The following is a 19964-nucleotide window of genomic DNA, read 5'->3' as shown; positions in this document are numbered from 1 at the left end:
TGGAGACGGGGCGCGGCGCTGATGCCGGGCCTCAGGGATGCGACAACTGGACAAGGGAGATCCGGATGAAAGCTGTGGCCCTGCTCGCCCTTCTCGCGCTGGTGGCCTGCGAGCGGCATGTGCCCTCGTCGCGCTGGCTGGGGGCGCCCTTCTTCCTCGATCCGACGGTGCAGCCGGTCGATATCGCGGGCCGCTGGTATGAGGTGGCGAGCTATCCCGCCCCGTTCCAGAAGGGCTGCACGGGCACCACGGCCGAGTATAGACCGCTGCCGGACGGGCGCATCGCGCTCACGAACCGCTGCCGGGTCGGCGACACCCTGCGTGAGATTTCTGGGACGGCGCAGGTGGTCGCGCCCGGCAGGCTGACGGTGAACCTGCAGGGCGTGCCCTTCGGCGGCGACTACTGGATCCTTGGCCAGTCGCGCGACGGCCGAACCCTCGTGGTCGGGACACCGACCCGCATCGCCGGCTGGGTGCTGCACCGCGATGCCGAGATCGGGCCGGAGGAGCTGCGTGCGGCCCGCGACCTTTTCGAGCGGAGCGGATACGATCCGGCCGCGCTCGAGCGCACCGGTCGGCCGTGGATGCGAACGCAGCCGATCACGTCGGGCGCCTGGGTCAAGTAGTCCCGACGCACGAGCCGGAGGTGCCGCCCGCGGGGGCATCGAACCCCCGCGCGCGGCGCTGCCGCGGAATGATCCGCAGCCGCCTCATTCGCCGCGCGGGAAGCGCTTGTTCTCCTCGAGCACGTTCAGGTCCATGTGGTTGCGCATGTAGCGCTCGGACGCCTTCTGCAGCGGCTGGTAGTCCCACGGGTAATAGCCGCCCTGCCGCAGCGCCTCGTAGACCACCCAGCGCCGGGCCTGGCTCTCGCGCACGGCAGCGTCGAAGGCGTCGAGGTTCCAGCGGGCCTCCGACATGGCGCGCAGGCGGGCGAGGGTCTCGGCATGGGACGGTTCGGCCGCAAGATCGCACCGCTCGCCGGGATCGGCCTCGACGTCGAACAGTTGTTCGGGATCGGCAAGGCACCGGACATACTTCCACCGTCCGTCGCGAACGGCAACCAGCGGCGCGACGGATCCTTCGGCGGCATACTCCATGAGGACCGGTTCCGATCGGCGGGTGCCCTCCGCCAGCGGCACGAGGCTCATGCCGTCGGTCCAGGGCATGATCTCGGCCATGTCGATCCCTGCAAGCGCACAGAGCGTGGGCGTGACGTCGATCGTCGAGACCGGCCGTGCGATCCGTCCCGCAGGCAGGCCGGGCGCGGCGATCATCAGCGGCACCCGCGCCGACCCCTCGAAGAAGCTCATCTTGAACCAGAGGCCGCGCTCGCCCAGCATTTCGCCGTGATCCGAGACGAAGACCACAATCGCCTCCTGTCGCGACGCTTCAAGCACGGCGAGGATCTCGCCGATCTTGTCGTCGACATAGGAGATGTTGGCGAAATAGCCCTGCCGGGCGCGGCGCACATCCTCGGGTGTGATGTCGAAGGCCTTGAAGTCGCAGGCGTCCATCAGGCGACGGGAGTGGCTGTCCTGCGCCTCGTAGGGCAGGGCCTCCGGCGGCTCCAGCATTGGATGATTGTCGTAGAGGTCCCAGTACTTCCGGCGCGCGACGAAGGGATCGTGCGGATGTGTGAAGCTGACCGTCAGGCACCAGGGCCGCGCGTCCAGGCCGCGCGACAGGTCGTAGAGCTTCTGGATCGCCTGATGAGCGACGTCATCATCGTACTCCAGTTGGTTTGTGATCTCGGCCACGCCCGCGCCCGTGACCGAACCAAGGTTGTGATACCACCAGTCGATGCGCTCGCCGGGCTTGCGGTAATCCGGGGTCCAGCCGAAATCCGCGGGATAGATGTCGGTGGTCAGCCGCTCCTCGAAACCGTGAAGCTGATCGGGCCCCACGAAATGCATCTTTCCCGATAGTGTCGTCTGATAGCCCGCCCGCCGCAGATGATGGGCAAAGGTCGGGATGTCCGACGCGAATTCGGCGGCGTTGTCGTAGACCCGGGTGCGCGAGGGCAGCTGCCCCGACATGAACGAGGCGCGGGCCGGGGCGCAGAGCGGGCTTGCCGTATAACTGTTCGCGAACCGGACCGAGCGCTCGGCGAGCCGCTTCAGGTTCGGCGCGTGCAGCCACTCCGCCGGGCCGTCGGGAAAGAGCGTCCCGTTGAGCTGATCGACCATCAGGATAAGGATGTTGGGCTTCGTCATGGGGACCTTCTCGCAGTATCGGACACCGTCCTGCCCCGGCAGGGGCGGTCCGTCTGTTCCGAGGGCGACCTGTTGGCGACAGGTTTGCCCGTCTGCTCATCGGAAGCGGCCGCTGGCCATGGTCGCGACGGCCTGCGTGATGCGGGCGAAGCTCTCGGCTGCCCGCTCGACCCGGTGGCGGGCGCGCAGGAAGCCGTGGACGAGGCCGGGCTCTTCGATCCAGCGGGCGCGTCCGCCGGCGGCCCGGATGGCATCCCGGTAGTCGCGACCATCGTCGGTGAGCGGATCGCATTGCGCCGTCACGACAAGCGTCGGGGGCATTCCGCGGAAATCCGTGTCGCGAAGCGCATCCGCCGTGGGGTCGGACGCGGGCTCACGCCCGTCGTGCCGGGTTGCGGCCATGAAGAGCACATCCTGCCGCGACAGCATCGGCGCCGTGGCATGGGTGAGATAGCTGCCGCGATCCCGATTGCCTCCGAGCGGCGGGCAGATCAAAACCTGACCGGCGAGCGGCACCTGGCCGCGCAGTGCATGGACGGCCGAAGCGGCCAGAGCGCCGCCCGCATCCTCGCCCACGAGGACGAGCGGGCCCGGGAAGCTGCGCGCGACCGCTTTCACAGCCGCGAGCGTGTCCCGGAAAGCCGCGGGATGCGGATGCTCCGGCGCGAGCCGGTAATCCAGCGAGATCACCCGCAGTCCAGTGGCCGAGGCCAGTTCGGCGCAAAGATCGTCGGACTCGTCCAGGCCGCCGAGGACGAAGCCGCCGCCGTGAAGGAACAGGGCCGTTCCGGCAGCCGACGGGCCTTCATAGACCCGGCATGGACGATCGCCGAAACTCTCGTCCCGCAGGGTCACACCGTCGGGAAGCCCGGCACGGAAGGCGCGGCAGAGGTTTCGATGAAGCGCCCGCTGCTCGTCGAGCGGCAGGCGCGAGCCATCGGGCGGGAAGTGACGGGCGCTGTCGCGGATGAACTGCCAGGTCTCGGCATCGATGAGATCGTGATAGTCCGTCTCGTTCATGGCAGGTCTCTTCGCCGGCTTCGCCGTCACACTGCGTCGGATGGCGCGGCGCCGCAATGCCGACCGTCATGCGGCGGCATGCAAAAAGGGCGGGCCGGGGGCCCGCCCTCGTGCATCAGACGCGATGCTCAGGCGATCGAGATGTTCGTCGCCGATTCGCGGCCGTCGCGGCCCGATTCGATGTCGAAGGTGACGGCCTGGCCGTCGTTCAGCCCGCGGATGCCGGCACGCTCAAGCGCGGTGATGTGGACAAACACGTCCTTCTTGCCGCCTTCGGGGGCGATGAAGCCATAGCCCTTGGTGGCGTTGAACCATTTCACGGTGCCTTTGGCCATCGTGATGCTCCTCTCTCATGTGCCGCCCGCGGAAGTGCGGCGGCTCGGCTCAGTCAGGGCAAGATCGAATGACTGTTGCCGGCGAGGGAGACAGTGGTCGATAAAGATAACGTCGCGCGCGGCAGTATGGCCGAAGTGTGGCCATTTACAACAGAAATCACGGCCAGGGGCAGAATGCCGCCGGCACGTCGCATTGGCAGTCGAGGCGAGGAACGGTAGGGTCGTTCCGAAGGACATTCTGGAGACTGAACATGACCTGGGGAACCCTGATGAGCCGCGCCCACGGGATGTGCGAGTTCTGCGGCGGCATGGACGACTGCCTGCCGGTCGAGGTCGAGGGCGCAGGCGAGATCCTGATCTGTTCGATCTGCGACGGCGACCCGCCGGTCGAGCACTGGCGGTGCCTCGAATCCGCGGCGAAGTCGGATGTTCCGGAGGTGCAGGTCGCGGTCTGGCGTAAACTGGGCGAAATCGGCGAGCCATGGGCTGCCGAGATCCGTTCGACGATGCAGTTGTCGCCCGAGGCCCGGGCGCTCGTCTGAGAGCGCCCGGCGAGCCGCCTGCGGCCCATGCGGCGGATGGTCATGGGGCAACCGGATTCGGCGGCGAACTGAGTCGGCATGCCGCCGAGCCCGACGTTCGCGACCCGCAGTTCTGCCGGTCAGATCCGCCCCATGAGGATGAGGATCAGCACGACGACGACCACGACGCCCACGACGCCGGAAGGTCCATAGCCCCAGCCGCGCGAATAGCCCCAGTTCGGCAGGGCGCCGACGAGAATTAGGATCAGGATGATCAGAAGGATGGTCGACACGGTCATGGTGCTCCTCTCCGGCCGAATATGGCTTTCCGCGCCAACGTCTTGCGGCTGAGGCGGTTCCTGCCTGACGACAAATTCATATTATTGAATATGGTGTAATCGCCTGCTAGTCTCGCCCCTGCAACTCAATCAGGGAATCGATCGCATGACCCTCGACCGGATGGTGATGTTCTTTGCCGGATGCATGGTGCTTCTGAGCGTGCTGCTCACCATGCTCGTGTCTCCGCTCTTCGTCTGGTTCACCGTGTTCATCGGGCTGAACCTCGTCCAGTCATCCTTCACCGGGTTCTGTCCCGCCGCGATTGCGTTCCGGAAACTCGGCGTGAAAAGCGGCTGCGCCTTCGAGTGACGGCCAAGATGCGCCTTGAGCCTTGCCAGTTCGGCTGATGGCGCGCGCCGCTCCGCGCGGCGCGGACGCGACTAACGGGGTTGCGGCCGCCCCTGCCAAATGCGAGGCAGGCGGCCGGATCAGGGCAGGCGACGCGGCTCGAGCAGCTTGAGGCGGTCGCCCATCAGAGTGTTTACGTCACCCATGGAATCGAGCGATTCCTGCGTGCGCCGCGCCCGGTCGGTAAAGGGCGACGTCCGCCGGTAGAGGTCGTCCATCGAGCCGTCGGGTATCTGTGTCTCGTCCTGCGGCGGCACCGTCTGGACGCGCTGGCGTTCCAGCGCCTCGGCCTGCTCGCGGTGCTTGCAGATGAGGTAGTCGAGGGTCAGATCCTCGTCCGTGCGCAGAGGCGTGCCCTTCGACTTGACGCAGGCCGCCTGCGCCGCCCCCGGAAGGGCGAGCGCAAGAGCCGCGACAAGGAAGAGCCGCCGTGCCGTCATCTGGTGAACTTCTTGTACTTCACGCGATGAGGCTCCACCGACTCGGGACCGAGGCGGCGGATCTTGTCTTCCTCGTAGGCCTCGAAGTTGCCCTCGAACCATTCCACATGTGCATCTCCTTCGAAGGCCAGGATATGCGTGCAGAGCCGGTCGAGGAAGAAACGATCGTGCGAGATGATGATGGCCGAGCCCGCGAAATCGTCGATCGCGGCCTCCAGCGCCTGAAGCGTCTCGACGTCGAGGTCGTTGGTCGGTTCGTCGAGCAGCAGCACGTTCCCGCCCGAGCGCAGCAGCTTCGCCATGTGCACGCGGTTGCGTTCGCCGCCCGACAGCAGGCCCACCTTCTTCTGCTGGTCGGTGCCCTTGAAGTTGAACGCCCCGCAATAGGCGCGGCTGTTCATCTCGGCGTCGCCAAGGTGGATCACCTCCAGCCCGTCCGAGATCTCTTCCCAGACGGTCTTGTTCGGGTCGAGCGCGTCGCGCGACTGGTCCACATAGGAAAGCTGAACCGTGTCGCCGAGCGTGATCGTGCCCTCGTCCGGCGGCTCCTGCCCGGTCAGCATCTTGAACAGCGTCGACTTGCCGGCGCCGTTCGGCCCGATCACGCCCACGACGCCCCCCGGCGGGATCGAGAAGGAGAGATTCTCGATCAGGAGCTTGTCGCCCATGTGCTTCTTGAGGCCCTCGACCTCGATCACCTTGCCGCCGAGGCGCTCGCCGTTCGGAATGATGATCTGCGCGGTGTTGATCCGCTCGCGCACCGACTGCCCGGCCAGTTCGTTGTATTTCTGGATCCGGGCCTTCTGCTTGGCCTGACGCGCCTTCGCGCCCGAACGGATCCATTCCAGTTCGCGCTGCAGCACCTTCTGCTTGGCCTTGTCCTCGCGCGCTTCCTGCACCATCCGCTTGGCCTTCTGCTCCAGCCACGAGGAGTAGTTGCCTTCGTAGGGCACGCCGCGGCCGCGGTCGAGTTCGAGGATCCAGCCGGTGATGTCGTCGAGGAAGTAGCGGTCGTGGGTGACGATCAGGATCGTGCCCTTGTAGTCGATCAGGTGCTGCTGCAGCCAGGCGATCGATTCCGCGTCGAGGTGGTTGGTCGGTTCGTCCAGCAGCAGCATGTCAGGCGCTTCGAGCAGCAGCTTGCAGAGCGCCACGCGGCGGCGCTCGCCGCCCGAGAGGCTCTCCACATCGGCATCGTCCGGCGGGCAGCGCAGCGCCTCCATGGCGATGTCCACCTGGCTGTCGAGGTCCCAGAGGTTCTGCGCGTCGATCAGGTCCTGAAGCTGGGCCATCTCGTCCGCGGTCTCGTCCGAATAGTTCATGGCGAGTTCGTTGTAGCGCTCGAGGACCTCGCGCTTGGCCGCCACGCCTTCCATCACGTTTCCGCGAACGTTCAGTGCCGGGTCGAGTTGCGGCTCCTGCGCGAGATAGCCGACCTTCGCGCCCTTGGCGGCCCAGGCGTCGCCTTTGAAATCGGTGTCCATGCCCGCCATGATGCGCAGCAGGGTGGACTTGCCAGCGCCGTTGACGCCCACGACCCCGATCTTGACGCCCGGCAGGAAGTTCAGGTGAATGTTCTCGAAGCACTTCTTGCCGCCGGGGTAGGTCTTGGAGACGCCCTCCATGTGGTAGACGTATTGATACGAGGCCATGCCAACTCTCCGAAATCGCGGTTTGGCGGCCCTTGTACCGATTGCGCTGGACAAGCACAACGCGAGGATGGTTTCTCGGCGGCTCCGGGGGGCCGCGTCGATGCGTGGCTGTGATCTGGCGGGGCGGGTCCCGCCGCATGGGGGGACGGGTGCAGGGCTGGCCGGTGGCGAGGGCGGGGATGGTGATCGGCCTTCTCGGGGGATCCTTCGATCCTGCGCACGAGGGTCACGTCCACATCACCCGCGAGGCGCTGAAGCGGTTCAGGCTCGATCGGGTCTGGTGGCTGGTCTCGCCCGGAAATCCGTTGAAGTCGCGCCCGCCCGCGCCGCTCGCCCGCCGCCTTGCCGAGGCACGTCGTCTGATGCGACATCCGCGGGTGCGCGTCACCGGTCTCGAGGCGCGGATCGGCACGCGGTTCACGGCCGAGACGCTGGCCGTGCTGCGTCGCCGCTATCCCGGCGTGCGGTTCGTCTGGCTGATGGGCGCCGACAATCTCGCCCAGTTTCATCGATGGGAGCGGTGGCGCTCGATCATGGAGAGCGTGCCGGTAGGCATTCTCGCCCGCCCGGGCGCCGGCCTCCGCGGCCGGACCAGCCCTGCCGCCCGTATCTTCGCCGGATCGCTGATGCCGCAGGCGGAGGCTGCCGGGCTGGCGTCGCGGCAACCGCCCGTGTGGTGCTTCGTGGACCTGCCAATGGTGGACCTCTCCTCCACCGCGATCCGCGAAAGGGGGCATTGGCAGCGCTGAAGCGGTGACGACGGCGGAGCCGCGCGCCGTCGCGCGTCAGGCTGCGTCCGCGGTATGCCCGCGACGCCGCCCCCCGGATTTCAGACGAGCTTCGCCGTCATCGTGATGTCTGCCGTCATCAGCTTCGACACCGGACACCCGGCCTTGGCCTTCTCCGCCGCCTCGCGGAAGGCGTCCTCGCTCGCACCGGGGATCGACGCGCTGAGGTCGAGATGGATCGCGGTGATGGCGAAGCCGTCGTCCTGCTTGTCGAGCGAAACCGTGGCCGTCGTCTCGATACGGTCCGCGGTCAGTCCGGCCTCGCCCAGCACGTTCGACAGCGCCATCGAGAAGCAGCCGGCGTGGGCCGCACCGATCAGCTCCTCGGGATTGGTGCCGGGACCCTCCTCGAACCGCGTGTTGAACCCGTAGCGCGCTTCCGAAAGCACGCCCGATTGCGTGCTGACCGTGCCCTTGCCGGTCTTGAGATCGCCCGTCCAGACCGCCGAACCCTTGCGCTTCATGATATCCTCCGGTTGCCCGGGGCCGTCATTGCCCCGCCGTGGCAACGGCTGCGGCCTGCGCCCGGTTCCGGAGCGGGCGGGTTGCAGGCGCGGGCATCCCGGTGCCGCTTTCCGTGGCAACGCCGCCGGCGGGGGCTCGATGCCCCTGCCGGCGGCACCTCCCCGCCGATCCGACCCTCGGCAAGAGGGGCCGCCCGGACAACCGGACCACGCGGGGAAGCGCCTGAACCGGGTGCCTCAGGCTGCCAGATCGCCCGCAAGGCCCCGGTCGATCAGGGCGATGGTCTCGTCCACGCCGTAGAGCGCCACGAAGCCGCCGAAGCGCGGGCCTTCCGAAGCGCCCAGCAGCACTTCGTAGAGCGCCTTGAACCAGTCACGGAGCGGTTCGAACCCGTGCTCCTTGCCCACCGCAAAGACCATCGATTGCAGCGCCTCCGCATCAAGCCCGCCCTCCCAGGCCGCGAGCCGGGCGCGCAGATCGCCAATCGCCGCGCGCTCCTGATCCGTGGGCAGGCGGTAGACCCGCTTCGGCGCCACGAAGTCGTGGAAGTAGCGCACGGCGAAGCCCGCCGCCGCGTCGAGGTCGGGATGGGTCTCGGGGCTGGCCTCGGGCGCATAGCGCTTGATGAAGCCCCAGAGGCCGTCCTTGTCCTGCGCCTGCGCGACCGAGGCGAGGTTCAGCAGCATCGCAAAGCTCACCACCATCTTCGACTCCGGCGGCGCGCCGTGGTGGATGTGCCAGACCGGGTTGTCGATCTGCTTGGCCACCTCCTGCGAGGGGAACGCCCGAAGCTGCTGGTGATACTCGTCCACCGCCTTCGGGATCACGTCGAAATGCATCCGCTTGGCAGTCTTGGGCTTGAGGAACATGAAGTAGCTCAGGCTCTCGGTCGAAGCGTAGGTGAGCCACTCGTCGATGGTCAGACCGTTGCCCTTCGACTTCGAGATCTTCTCGCCCTTGTCGTCGAGGAACAGCTCATAGGTGAAATGCTCGGGCTTGCGGCCGCCCAGCACCTCGCAGATCCCGTCGTAGATCGGCGTGTTGGTCGAGTGGTCCTTGCCATACATCTCGAAGTCCACGTCGAGCGCGGCCCAGCGGGCGCCGAAGTCGGGCTTCCACTGCAGCTTCACGTTGCCCCCGGTGACGGGCAGGGTGGTCTCGGTGCCGTTCTCGTCGTCGAAGGTGATGGTGCCGTCCTTGGCGTTCACCTCCTTCAGCGGCACGTAGAGCACGCGGCCCGACGTGGGCGAGATCGGCAGGAAGATCGAATAGGTCTGCTGCCGCTCCTCGCGGAGGCTCGCCATCATGATCTCCATCAGCGCGTCGTAGCGCTCGCAGGCGCGGAGCAGCGTCGCGTCGAACTGGCCCGACCTGTAGAAGTCGGTGGCCGAGATGAACTCGTATTCGAACCCGAAGGTGTCGAGGAAGCGGCGCAGCATGGCGTTATTGTGGTGGCCGAAGCTCTCGTATTCCCCGAACGGGTCGGGGACCGAGGTCAGCGGCCGCTGCAGGTTCTCGCGCAGCATCGCGCCGTTCGGCACGTTGTCGGGCACCTTGCGCATCCCGTCCATGTCGTCCGAAAAGCAGATCAGCCGCGTCGGGATGTCCGAGATCGCCTCGAAGGCGCGGCGGATCATCGTCGTGCGCGCCACCTCTCCGAAGGTGCCGATATGCGGCAGACCCGAGGGGCCGTAGCCGGTCTCGAACAGGACATAGCCCTTCTCCGGTGCCTTGCCCTTGAAGCGGGCGAGGATCCGGCGGGCCTCTTCGAAGGGCCAGGCTTTGGACGTCATCGCGGCTTCGCGGAGGGCGGACATGGGCTGAGATCCTCGGGCAGTCGGGCGGCCCCGTGCCGCCCCGAACCTCCGTCCTGTATTGCCGGGGGTGGGGCGCGTCAATATTGCAGGCCCGGCCTTTCCCAAGCCTGCCGGATGCCGCCGGACGATCGGGCCGCGGCTTCGGCGTCAGGCTTCCGGTCCGCCGCGCCACCTGCCGATGACGCCATCGTGATCGCGTGCGCCCCGTCTTGCCCGAGCGGGAGCCGGGACATATTGTGCGCCGCGACATGGACTTCAGGATGCCAGCCTTGGCCGACACGCTCTCCTCGCTCAGCCCTCAGGATGCCCTCGTGGCGATCATGATCGCGGTCTCGTTCTCCGACGAGACGGTGCGCACGGTCGAGTTGATCGCCATCGAGAGGATCGTGAATCACCTGCCGATCTTTTCGGGCTACGACGGCGACCGGATCCGGCCCATCGCCCAGACCATCATCGACCTCTTCGAGGAGGACGAGGGGCTGGATGCCCTTTTCGGCCTGATCCGCTCCGCCCTCGAGGACCGCCTTTACGAGACTGCCTATGCGCTGGCCTGCGACGTCGCCGCGGCGGATGGGACGCTCGGCCAGCCGGAGCTGCGCATGCTCGAGGAGATCCGCAACGAGCTCGACATCGACCGCCTTCACGCCGCGGCCATCGAACGCGGCGCCCGCGCGCGGCACATGCTGGTCTGAGCGCGGCCGCGGATGCTCGAGCTGCAGGCGGGGATCGGGGGCTGTCTGCCCCCGGCCGCCCCTCCGGGGCGACTCCCCCGAGGATATTCGGGCGAGAATGAAGCAGAGAGTCGTCCCGCCGTGCCTCAGGCGGGGAGGGTGGCCCATCGGGCAATGAGTGCTCGCTGAAGCGCGCGGGCCCGCGCCAGCCATTCCGGGCCTCCCTGCGGACGTTCGCGCGCCTCCAGCGGCAGGGCCGCGCGGCGGGTGCGGTCGGCGCAGCAGATCGCGAAGACGAGTTCCCGGCCATCGCCGGGACTGGCGATTCCGACGAGCGCCGAGACGAAGTTGAGGGTGCCGGTCTTGGCCGCGACCGCGACCGGCGGGCCTGCCCTCTTCTTGCCCCGGTCGGCCGCGACCTCGGATCGCTTCAGGATCGGGCGCAGCCCCAGCCCCTCGCGTTCGGCGGCGAGCAGGGCCCTCACCATGTCGCCTGCCGAGACGAGCGAGCCGCCACTCAGGCCGGAATGGTCATGAAACTCGGTCGATAGGCCGAAGCGGCGGTTGGCCCATGCACTCATTGCCGCCGCCGACTGCGCGAGCGAGGGCGCGCGCGAGGCGGTCAGGCCGACCGCCTCGGCGGTCATGTTCGTCGAGAACTTCAGCATGTCGCGCAGGATCTCGCGCAGCGGGTCGCTCTGCCACTCGACGAGACTCTTGCCCTCCGGCCGGACGCGGACGACCTGCGCCGCCGGAAGCGTGATGCCCTGTGCCTTGGCGAGGGTCTGGAAGACCTCCGCGGTGTAGGTTTCGGGATGGCGCACCGGCAACCAGCGGCTGCCGGCCTTTCCGAGGGCGCTGCTCGCCACGGTCCAGCTGTCCGAGCCCTGATCGCCGGCATAGGTGTAGATCGGCAAGTCGCGGGTCACGACCTCCATCCGGGCCATGGCGACCTGCGGCACGAAGCGCTCGGCCCGGGCATCCATGGTCACCGACCAGCCCTTGGCGGCCCGCTTCCACTCGAAATGCACGCGGTTGAAGTTGAGGTTGAGGCCCGAGAGCGCCGGGTTGTAGCCGACGTGGGACGGCTGCTCGGGGTCGATCAGCGGCACGGAAGGCAAGGCACCGGCATCGGCGATGTAGCGGCCGGTCACGCCTCGCACGCCGGCCGCCGCGAGCCGTGCGGCCATGTCGCCGAGCGCATCGGTCGACAGCGTCGGATCGCCCGAGCCGGACAGCACGAGGTCGCCCTGCACGATGCCGTTCGTCACGGGGCCGGTGGCGAGGATCCGCGTGACGAAGCGGAAGTCCGGCCCGAGCGTCTCGAGCCCGTAGAGGGCGGTGATCGCCTTCGCGGTGCTGGCCGGCGGCAGGCGGAGCGCGGCATTGTGGGCTTCGAGGATCTGGCCCGTCGCGGCATCGGCGACCACGTAGGCGACGGCGCCGCCGAGCGCGGCCTTCGCAACGAGGCTTCCGGCATCGGGCGGAGGCTCGGCGAAACCGCGGCGAGGCGGGCGGGGCGAGGTCAGGGGCGCATCGGCAAGCGCGGGCGTGGCCGCGCCCGCGACAAGCGCGCCGAGCAGCCAGCGCCGGGTGAAGGTCATGCGAGGATCCTCATGGCCGGAAGGTAGCGAGAGCCTGTGCCTGCTGGCAAGTCCGGAGGTCTTCACGGCGTCTGACCGTTGCGTGGGCGTGCCTCTGTGCGTGCGCTGCCTTCACGGCGCCTGAGGATCCGCAGGGCATTGTGGGTGCCGGCAACGGGCCGCGGTCGTCGCGGGACCGGGCGGGGCGGTTCTCCGGCGTCCTGCCGAGGTCACGGCGATCGCGTCCGCGTTCCGCCGGCGCTGTTGGGCCGGCGATCGGCGGGAGCGCGGGGGAAGGGGCGGCGGAAGGCCGCCCCTTCTCATTCCGGGCGCAGGTCCGCGGGGGTCAGGCGCCAGGCGCGGCCGAACCCGCCATTCAGGACCGCCGAAACCGGCGTCAGCCGCGCGAAGGCGAAATCCGCGAAATCGACGTAGAGCTTGGCCTTCGGATGCGAGGCGAGCCAGTGCGCGCGCAGCGGCCCGTGCTCGGGCGAGCCGCGGGCGATGAGCCGCGCCCTGACCTTCACCATCAGCCGGGGGTGCGTCAAAGGGTCGCCCTTCGTGCCGGGGCTGCCCACCATGACGGCGGCGTCCGGATGGGCGCGGAGCGCCTCGAGATGCGGGGCCAGCCCCGAGACCAGCGTCAGCGGATCGCCTTCGGGATCCAGCCCGAAGGCGATCAGGCTGATCCCCGGTGTGCCCGTCGCCGCATCCGTCACGGCAAGCGAGGCATGCTGCGCCTTGGCCAGCAGCGTCTGCGCCAGTATCCTGGCGTCGTCATCGGCCGGCATCAGGGGGTCTTTGGGATCGGGCATGGTCCGCAGTGAGGGTTGACAAGCGCGGGGGGCGGCGTTCCGCTCGTGCCGACAATCGGTACAGGCATGCCATGCGCGAGACAACCCTGACCTTCTGGGACCATTTCCTGCCGAAGATCGTGACCGTCCTTCGAGAAGGATACGGGCTGCGCGACCTGAGGGCGGATGCCCTGGCGGGTCTGACCGTCGCGATCGTGGCCCTGCCGCTCTCGACGGCCATCGCCATCGCCTCGGGTGTGGGACCGGAGAGGGGGCTCTACACAGCCATCGTCGGCGGCTTCCTCGTCTCGGCTCTGGGTGGCAGCCGCTTCCAGATCGGCGGTCCCGCGGGGGCCTTCATCGTGCTGGTGGCGGCCTGCGTGATGCAGACCGGGATCTCCGGCCTGATCCTCGCCACCTTCCTCTCCGGCTTCATGCTCATCGGCGTGGGTACGCTGAAGCTTGGCAGCTACATCCGCTTCATCCCCTATCCGGTGACGGTGGGCTTCACCGCCGGGATCGCCGTCATCATCGGGGCGAGCCAGATGAAGGAGCTGCTGGGGCTCTCTCTTGCCGGGCCCGAGCCCTCGGCGCTGGTGGCGAAGATCGGCGCGCTCTGGGCTGCGCGCGGCACCCTCACGCCTGAGGCGCTTGCCGTCGCCGTGGCAACGATCAGCATGATCGAGATCCTGAAGCGTGTCGCGCGGCGCCTGCCGAACCTGCTGATCGCGGTCATCGTGGCCTCTGCGGCGGTCGAGGCGCTGCAACTGCCCGTCGAGACCATCGGCACCCGCTTTGGCGAGTTGCCGCAGATGCTGCCCATGCCCGCGCTGCCCGCCCTCGACACACAGGCCATCCTGGCCGCCTTGCCCTGGGCGGTCAGCTTCACGCTCCTCGGCGCGATCGAGTCGCTCCTCTCGGCCGTGGTGGCGGATGGCATGGCCGGCACCCAGCACCGCCCGAACGCCGAACTCATCGCGCAGGGCTGGGCCAATGTGGGCTCTGCGCTCTTCGGCGGCTTCTGCGTGACCGGCACCATCGCCCGCACCGCGACCAACGTTCGGGCGGGCTCGCGCGGGCCGGTCTCGGGCATGCTGCATGCGCTCTTCGTGCTGGGCTTCATGATGATCGCGGCGCCGCTCGCCGCCTATATCCCTCTGGCCGCACTGGCGGGCGTGCTGGCGGTGGTCGCCTGGAACATGTTCGAGAAGGAGGAATTCTGGGCTCTCCTGCGGACGTCGCGCGGCGATGCGATGGTCGTGCTGGCCACCTTCCTGCTGGTGATCTTCCGCGATCTGACCGAGGGCATCGTGGTGGGCTTCGCCCTCGGCGGCCTCGTCTTCATCCGCCGCATGTCCGAGAGCGCCTCGGCCGAGCCTGCGCCGGTGCCGGAAGCCGGCGGCGCCGTCACCTCCGAGCGCGTGGTCTACCGGCTGCGCGGCCCCTACTTCTTCGGGGCTGCGGCCATGCTCGGCTCCGCGCTCGACCGGTTCGCCGAACGCCCGCGCGCCTTCGTGCTGGACTTCACGGAGGTGCCCTTCATCGACAGCTCCGGGGCGCGGTCCTTCGAGCTTCTGGCGCACAAGATGCACCGTCGCGGCGGGCAGCTCTTCATCACCGGAGCCAATGTCGAGGTGCGCCGCGTTCTGCTGGCGCAGGGCCTGCGTGAGCCGCATGTGCGCTACCTGCCCGACGTCGCGGGCGTCGACGCCATTCTTGGCACCTCCTGAGCGAATCAAGCGGGTCGCCCACGGGTTGCGCGCGGCGACATCCTGCCGCTGCGTCTTTCGCGATTGTCGGCGGTGGAGTCCCTGCGAAAGGCTTCAGAAAAAGTTTCAGAGCGTGACGCTGCGTCACCGCACTTCGACATACCGTTGAAAAACAAGCGCAATTGGCTTTGTCAATTTTCAGGATTTACTACTTTGCGCGGCGGCCAGTAAATGAAATTACAAAAAAACCGTTCTTGGAAAAAGAGTTACGCAAAAATTGACTGATGCGTTACACTCTGTCTAATGGAGGAGGGTGGCCGCGGTGGCGGCCGTGTGGCGGGGTCGTGCACGGCCCGCATGTTGGAGGAGCTTTCATGGATCACGCTCAGGCGAATGCGATCTATCCCGCGTCGGCAGACTTCATTGCGCAGGCCCATGTAGACGCGGCCGGTTACGAGCGGATGTATGCCGCATCCGTGGCCGACCCGGATGCCTTCTGGGGCGAACAGGGCAAGCGGCTCGACTGGATCAAGCCCTACACGAAGGTCAAGGACACGAACTTCAAGCTCGGCGAAGTGTCGATCAAGTGGTTTCAGGACGGCACGCTGAACGTCGCATGGAACTGCATCGACCGTCACCTCGCGACCCGCGGCAAGCAGACCGCGATCATCTGGGAGCCGGACGACCCGAACGCGCCGGCGCAGCACATCAGCTATCAGGAACTGCACGACAACGTCTGCCGCATGGCGAACGTTCTGGTGAGCCAGGGCGTCCGCAAGGGCGACCGGGTGGTGATGTATCTGCCGATGATCCCCGAGGCCGCCTATGCGATGCTGGCCTGCGCCCGGATCGGCGCGATCCATTCGGTCGTCTTCGCGGGCTTCTCGCCGGACGCGCTCGCGAACCGGATCAACGACTGCCAGGCCAAGGTGGTGATCACCGCCGACACCGCTCCGCGCGGCGGCCGGCGCACGCCGCTCAAGTCGAACACCGACGCGGCGCTGCTGCACTGCTCGGACCGGGTGCGCTGCCTCGTCGTCAAGCACACGGGCGACCAGATCCACTGGATGGACGGTCGCGACGTGGACGTGAAGGAACTGATGCGCCACGCCTCGCCCGACTGCCCGATCGAGGAGATGGGAGCCGAGGATCCGCTGTTCATCCTCTACACGTCGGGCTCGACCGGCAAGCCGAAGGGCGTGGTCCACACGACCGGCGGCTACCTCACCTACGCCTCGATGACCCACCAGATGACCTTCGACTACCACGACGGCGACGTGTTCTGGTGCACGGCTGACGTGGGCTGGGTCACGGGTCACAGCTACATCGTCTACGGACCGCTGGCGAACGGCGCGACCACCGTCATGTTCGAGGGCGTGCCGACCTATCCGGATGCCGGCCGCTTCTGGGCCGTCTGCGAGAAGCACAAGGTCAACCAGTTCTACACCGCGCCGACCGCGATCCGCTCGCTCATGGGCCTCGGGCCGGAATGGGTGGACAAGTACGACCTGTCGTCGCTCAAGGTGCTGGGCTCGGTCGGCGAGCCGATCAATCCCGAGGCCTGGAGCTGGTACAACACCCATGTCGGCAAGGGCCGCTGCCCGATCGTCGATACCTTCTGGCAGACCGAAACCGGCGGCCACATGATCACGCCCCTGCCGGGTGCGATTCCGGTCAAGCCGGGGGCGGCCTCGAAGCCCTTCTTCGGCGTCAAGCCGGTTGTGCTCGACCCGACGGACGGTCATGAACTGACCGAGATGGCCACCGAAGGCGTGCTCTGCATGGCCGACAGCTGGCCGGGCCAGATGCGCACGCTGTGGGGCGATCACGAGCGGTTCGAAGAGGCCTATTTCTCGCAATACAAGGGCTACTACTTCACCGGTGACGGCTGCCGCCGGGATGCCGACGGCTATTACTGGGTCACCGGCCGCGTGGACGACGTGATCAACGTCTCCGGCCACCGGATGGGCACGGCCGAGGTTGAAAGCGCGCTCGTGGCTCACGCCCAGGTGGCCGAGGCCGCCGTGGTCGGCTATCCGCACGACATCAAGGGCCAGGGCATCTACGCCTATGTCACCCTGATGAACGGGGTCGAGCCCTCCGAGGACCTGCGCAAGGATCTTGTGAAATGGGTGCGGACCGAGATCGGCCCGATCGCTTCGCCCGACGTCATCCAGTGGGCACCGGGCCTGCCCAAGACCCGTTCGGGCAAGATCATGCGGCGCATCCTGCGCAAGATCGCCGAGAATGACTTCGGCAGTCTGGGCGATACCTCGACGCTGGCCGATCCCTCGGTGGTGGACGACCTGATCGCCAACCGCAAGAACCGGGGCTGAGGCATGGAGGGCGTGACCGGGACGACGACCCGTCCGGCCGTGCTGATCCTGCTCGGGCCTCCGGGTGCGGGCAAGGGCACCCAGGCGCGGATGCTGGAGGAGCGCTTCGGCCTCGTCCAGCTCTCGACCGGGGACCTGCTGCGGGCCGCGGTGGCCGCCGGCACACCCGCCGGCATGGCCGCCAAGGCGGTGATGGAGGCGGGCGGCCTCGTCTCGGACGAGATCGTGCTGGCCATCCTCGCGGACCGCATGGCCGAGCCCGACGTCTCGCGCGGCATCATCCTCGACGGCTTTCCCCGCACCGCGGGGCAGGCCGAGGCGCTCGACGGGCTGCTCGGCCGCAGCGGGCAGCGCGTGACCGCGGCGATCAGCCTCGAGGTTGACGACGCCGCCATGGTCGAGCGCGTGTCCGGCCGATCCACCTGCGCCCGATGCGGGGAAGGATATCACGACCGCTTCAAGCAGCCTCGGGCTGCGGGAAGCTGCGACAAGTGCGGAGGGACGGAGTTCAGGCGCCGTCCCGACGACAATGCCGAAACCGTGGGAGCGCGGCTGGCCGCCTACCATGCGCAGACGGCGCCGCTGATCGCCTACTACGACGGCTGCGGCGTGCTGGAACGGATCGACGCGATGGGTGCCATCGACGAGATCGCCAGCGCCCTCGGCCGGATCGTGGAGCGCGTATCCGCGTGAACAAGCCTGCGTCCCTCGAGGAGGGGGGACGCAGGCAGGCAGAAGAAACCTACAGGGAGAAGGTCCAATGGTGGACAGAACTGGTCATGTGACATCAGACCGGACGTCGTCGAATGCCTACTGGTCGGCGAACGTCCGCATCATCCTCATTTCGCTGGCGATCTGGTTCGCCTGCTCCTTCGGGCTGGGGATTCTCCTGCGCCCGGCGCTCGAGGGCATCAAGATCGGCGGCGCCGATCTCGGCTTCTGGTTCGCGCAGCAGGGCTCGATCTACGTCTTCCTCGTGCTGATCTTCGTCTATGCGGTCGTCATGAACCGCCTGGACCGCCAGTACGGCGTGGACGAGTAAGGGAGGCGGGACAGCATGGATCAATTCACCCTCAACCTGATCGTGGTTGGCATCACCTTTGCCATCTACATCGGGATCGCGGTCTGGGCCCGGGCGGGCTCGACGGCCGAGTTCTACGCGGCCGGGCAGGGCGTCCACCCCGTCATGAACGGCATGGCGACGGGCGCCGACTGGATGTCGGCGGCCTCCTTCATCTCGATGGCGGGCATCATCGCCCTCGCGCCTGCGGGCGGCTACACCCAGTCGGCCTTCCTCATGGGCTGGACCGGCGGCTACGTGCTGCTCGCGCTGCTGCTTGCACCCTACCTGCGCAAGTTCGGCAAGTTCACGGTGCCGGAGTTCATCGGTGACCGCTTCTACTCGGGCGGTGCCCGTCTTCTGGCGGTGATCTGCCTCATCATCATCTCGATCACCTACGTGATCGGGCAGATGCGCGGCGTGGGCGTGACCTTCGGGCGCTTCCTTGAGATCTCGACCGACATGGGCCTCTACATCGGTGCGGCGATCGTCTTCGCCTATGCCGTGTTCGGCGGCATGAAGGGCATCACCTACACGCAGGTCGCGCAGTATGTCGTGCTGATCATCGCCTACACGATCCCGGCGATCTTCATCTCGCTCGCCCTGACCGGCGCGTTCCTGCCCCAGCTCGGCCTGATCGGCGACTATGCCCCGGGCGGCGGCGACCAGGCCTTCCTCGGCAAGCTTGACCAGGTCGTGACGGAACTCGGCTTCACCGCCTACACCGCCGACACTCCGTCGATGCTGAACATGTTCCTGTTCACCATGTCGCTGATGATCGGCACCGCGGGCCTGCCCCACGTCATCATCCGCTTCTTCACCGTGCCGAAGGTGGCCGATGCCCGCTCCTCGGCCGGCTGGGCGCTCGTCTTCATCGCGCTTCTCTACACCGTGGCTCCGGCCGTGGGCTCGATGGCGCGCCTGAACCTGACCACCACCATGTGGCCCGGCGCCGTGACGGGCAATGCGCTGGACGCCGATGCGATCTCTGTCGAGTCGATCCAGACGGATCCGCGCCTGAACTGGGTGAAGACCTGGGAACAGACCGGCCTCCTCGTGATGGAAGACCTGAACGGCGACGGCAAGATCCAGTACTACAACGACAAGAACCCGGCGATGGCCGACGTGGCCGCCGAGCGCGGCTGGGCCGGCAACGAAGTCACCAAGATCGACAACGACATCATGGTGCTTGCCAACCCCGAGATCGCGGCTCTTCCGGGCTGGGTGATCGCGCTCGTGGCCGCCGGCGCTCTGGCTGCCGCCCTCTCGACCGCCGCGGGCCTGCTGCTCGCCATCTCGTCGGCGATCTCGCACGACCTCATCAAGGGCTCGATCAACCCGAACATCTCGGAGAAGGGCGAGCTTCTGGCCGCGCGGATCTCGATGACCGGCGCGATCGCGATCGCCACCTGGCTCGGCCTCAACCCGCCCGGCTTTGCCGCGCAGGTGGTGGCGCTGGCCTTCGGTCTGGCCGCCGCGACGATCTTCCCGGCGCTGATGATGGGGATCTTCTCCAAGCGCGTGAACAAGGAAGGCGCCATCCTCGGGATGCTCGTCGGCCTGATCTTCACCGCGGTCTACATCTTCCTCTACAAGGGCTGGTTCTTCGTCCCCGGCACCGCGATGTACGAGGACGTTCCGGCCAACTACTTCTTCGGCATCTCGCCGCTCTCGATCGGCACCATCGGTGCGATCCTGAACTTCGCCGTCGCCTTCGGCGTGTCGGCGGTGACCAAGGCTCCGCCGCGTCAGGTGGTCGATCTGGTCGAGAGCATCCGCATCCCGCGCGGTGCCGGCAAAGCCACGGCCCACTGAGGCCCAGGGTGCGCCCCGTCAGGGGCGCACCAACCCCGGTGCAGTGTCGAGGAGC

Annotated in this window: 20 protein-coding genes; 10 read left to right on the top strand and 10 right to left on the bottom strand. The window is 67.6% G+C overall.

Annotated features, from left to right (window positions below; all coding sequences use genetic code 11):
* The first annotated feature begins 65 nt into the window (after positions 1 to 65).
* The gene (locus ACTVZP_RS10420) at positions 66 to 626 is read left to right on the top strand and encodes a lipocalin family protein (protein WP_443212093.1); all 561 of its coding nucleotides are present in this window, start codon (positions 66 to 68) and stop codon (positions 624 to 626) included.
* Positions 627 to 710: 84 nt separating this feature from the next.
* Here ACTVZP_RS10420 and betC read toward each other — a convergent pair whose 3' ends face one another.
* The 3 genes from betC to ACTVZP_RS10405 all read right to left on the bottom strand — a co-directional run bounded on the left by betC (position 711) and on the right by ACTVZP_RS10405 (position 3571).
* Complete coding sequence (gene betC, locus ACTVZP_RS10415) at positions 711 to 2216, bottom strand: choline-sulfatase (RefSeq protein WP_443212092.1); 1506 nt, start codon at positions 2214 to 2216, stop codon at positions 711 to 713.
* Between the two features lie 96 nt (positions 2217 to 2312).
* Complete coding sequence (locus tag ACTVZP_RS10410; RefSeq protein ID WP_443212091.1) at positions 2313 to 3236, bottom strand: alpha/beta hydrolase; 924 nt, start codon at positions 3234 to 3236, stop codon at positions 2313 to 2315.
* A gap of 128 nt (positions 3237 to 3364) precedes the next feature.
* A complete protein-coding gene (locus tag ACTVZP_RS10405) occupies positions 3365 to 3571 on the bottom strand; it encodes a cold-shock protein (protein ID WP_443212090.1) in 207 nt (68 codons plus the stop codon).
* Positions 3572 to 3822: 251 nt separating this feature from the next.
* Between ACTVZP_RS10405 and ACTVZP_RS10400 the strand changes: the two genes are divergently transcribed.
* On the top strand, positions 3823 to 4113 hold the full coding sequence (locus tag ACTVZP_RS10400; RefSeq protein WP_443212089.1) for a hypothetical protein: 291 nt from the start codon (positions 3823 to 3825) through the stop codon (positions 4111 to 4113).
* 119 nt (positions 4114 to 4232) lie between these two features.
* On the opposite strand, the gene ACTVZP_RS10395 is transcribed toward ACTVZP_RS10400, so the two are convergent.
* Positions 4233 to 4385: a DUF3309 family protein gene (locus ACTVZP_RS10395; RefSeq protein ID WP_443212302.1), complete on the bottom strand. Its 153-nt coding sequence runs from the start codon at positions 4383 to 4385 to the stop codon at positions 4233 to 4235.
* Positions 4386 to 4536: 151 nt separating this feature from the next.
* On the opposite strand from ACTVZP_RS10395, the gene ACTVZP_RS10390 reads away from it, so the two are divergent.
* Positions 4537 to 4740, top strand: coding sequence for a YgaP family membrane protein (locus ACTVZP_RS10390; RefSeq protein WP_443212088.1), 204 nt, complete (start codon positions 4537 to 4539; stop codon positions 4738 to 4740).
* Positions 4741 to 4859: 119 nt separating this feature from the next.
* Here the strand turns inward: ACTVZP_RS10390 and ACTVZP_RS10385 are convergent, their stop codons facing one another.
* Complete coding sequence (locus ACTVZP_RS10385) at positions 4860 to 5219, bottom strand: hypothetical protein (protein WP_443212087.1); 360 nt, start codon at positions 5217 to 5219, stop codon at positions 4860 to 4862.
* The gene (gene ettA / locus ACTVZP_RS10380) at positions 5216 to 6871 is read right to left on the bottom strand and encodes an energy-dependent translational throttle protein EttA (RefSeq protein WP_443212086.1); all 1656 of its coding nucleotides are present in this window, start codon (positions 6869 to 6871) and stop codon (positions 5216 to 5218) included. The genes ACTVZP_RS10385 and ettA overlap by 4 nt, the downstream gene beginning before the upstream one ends.
* A gap of 137 nt (positions 6872 to 7008) precedes the next feature.
* Here ettA and ACTVZP_RS10375 point away from each other — a divergent pair, with 137 nt between their 5' ends.
* The gene (locus tag ACTVZP_RS10375) at positions 7009 to 7620 is read left to right on the top strand and encodes a nicotinate-nucleotide adenylyltransferase (RefSeq protein ID WP_443212301.1); all 612 of its coding nucleotides are present in this window, start codon (positions 7009 to 7011) and stop codon (positions 7618 to 7620) included.
* 80 nt (positions 7621 to 7700) lie between these two features.
* Here ACTVZP_RS10375 and ACTVZP_RS10370 read toward each other — a convergent pair whose 3' ends face one another.
* The gene (locus ACTVZP_RS10370; RefSeq protein WP_443212085.1) at positions 7701 to 8123 is read right to left on the bottom strand and encodes an OsmC family protein; all 423 of its coding nucleotides are present in this window, start codon (positions 8121 to 8123) and stop codon (positions 7701 to 7703) included.
* Positions 8124 to 8360: 237 nt separating this feature from the next.
* Entirely contained in the window at positions 8361 to 9941 is a 1581-nt protein-coding gene (locus ACTVZP_RS10365; protein ID WP_443212084.1) for a lysine--tRNA ligase, read from the bottom strand.
* 269 nt (positions 9942 to 10210) lie between these two features.
* Here ACTVZP_RS10365 and ACTVZP_RS10360 point away from each other — a divergent pair, with 269 nt between their 5' ends.
* Positions 10211 to 10633, top strand: coding sequence for a tellurite resistance TerB family protein (locus ACTVZP_RS10360; protein WP_443212083.1), 423 nt, complete (start codon positions 10211 to 10213; stop codon positions 10631 to 10633).
* Between the two features lie 125 nt (positions 10634 to 10758).
* Here the strand turns inward: ACTVZP_RS10360 and dacB are convergent, their stop codons facing one another.
* The gene (dacB, locus tag ACTVZP_RS10355; protein WP_443212082.1) at positions 10759 to 12216 is read right to left on the bottom strand and encodes a D-alanyl-D-alanine carboxypeptidase/D-alanyl-D-alanine endopeptidase; all 1458 of its coding nucleotides are present in this window, start codon (positions 12214 to 12216) and stop codon (positions 10759 to 10761) included.
* A 299-nt stretch (positions 12217 to 12515) separates the two neighbouring features.
* A complete protein-coding gene (locus ACTVZP_RS10350) occupies positions 12516 to 13010 on the bottom strand; it encodes a HugZ family pyridoxamine 5'-phosphate oxidase (RefSeq protein WP_443212081.1) in 495 nt (164 codons plus the stop codon).
* A 71-nt stretch (positions 13011 to 13081) separates the two neighbouring features.
* Between ACTVZP_RS10350 and ACTVZP_RS10345 the strand changes: the two genes are divergently transcribed.
* From ACTVZP_RS10345 to ACTVZP_RS10325, 5 genes are all read left to right on the top strand, one after another.
* Entirely contained in the window at positions 13082 to 14719 is a 1638-nt protein-coding gene (locus ACTVZP_RS10345) for a SulP family inorganic anion transporter (protein WP_443212080.1), read from the top strand.
* A gap of 353 nt (positions 14720 to 15072) precedes the next feature.
* Positions 15073 to 17034 carry an acetate--CoA ligase gene (gene acs, locus ACTVZP_RS10340; protein ID WP_443212079.1) on the top strand — a complete coding sequence of 654 codons (1962 nt, stop codon included), beginning with the start codon at positions 15073 to 15075 and terminating at the stop codon, positions 17032 to 17034.
* Positions 17035 to 17037: 3 nt separating this feature from the next.
* Positions 17038 to 17727 (top strand): adenylate kinase, encoded by a 690-nt coding sequence (locus ACTVZP_RS10335; RefSeq protein ID WP_443212078.1) that lies wholly within the window; start codon positions 17038 to 17040, stop codon positions 17725 to 17727.
* A gap of 67 nt (positions 17728 to 17794) precedes the next feature.
* Positions 17795 to 18076, top strand: a complete 282-nt coding sequence (locus ACTVZP_RS10330) for a DUF4212 domain-containing protein (protein WP_443212077.1) — start codon at positions 17795 to 17797, stop codon at positions 18074 to 18076.
* Between the two features lie 15 nt (positions 18077 to 18091).
* Positions 18092 to 19909 carry a sodium:solute symporter family protein gene (locus tag ACTVZP_RS10325; protein ID WP_443212076.1) on the top strand — a complete coding sequence of 606 codons (1818 nt, stop codon included), beginning with the start codon at positions 18092 to 18094 and terminating at the stop codon, positions 19907 to 19909.
* Positions 19910 to 19964: the final 55 nt, after the last annotated feature.

Source organism: Rhodobacter sp. NSM (assembly GCF_052244495.1).
GTDB lineage: Bacteria > Pseudomonadota > Alphaproteobacteria > Rhodobacterales > Rhodobacteraceae > Cereibacter_A.
Note: the sequence above shows the minus strand (reverse complement) of the source record. Positions and strands in the feature narration are given on the sequence as shown.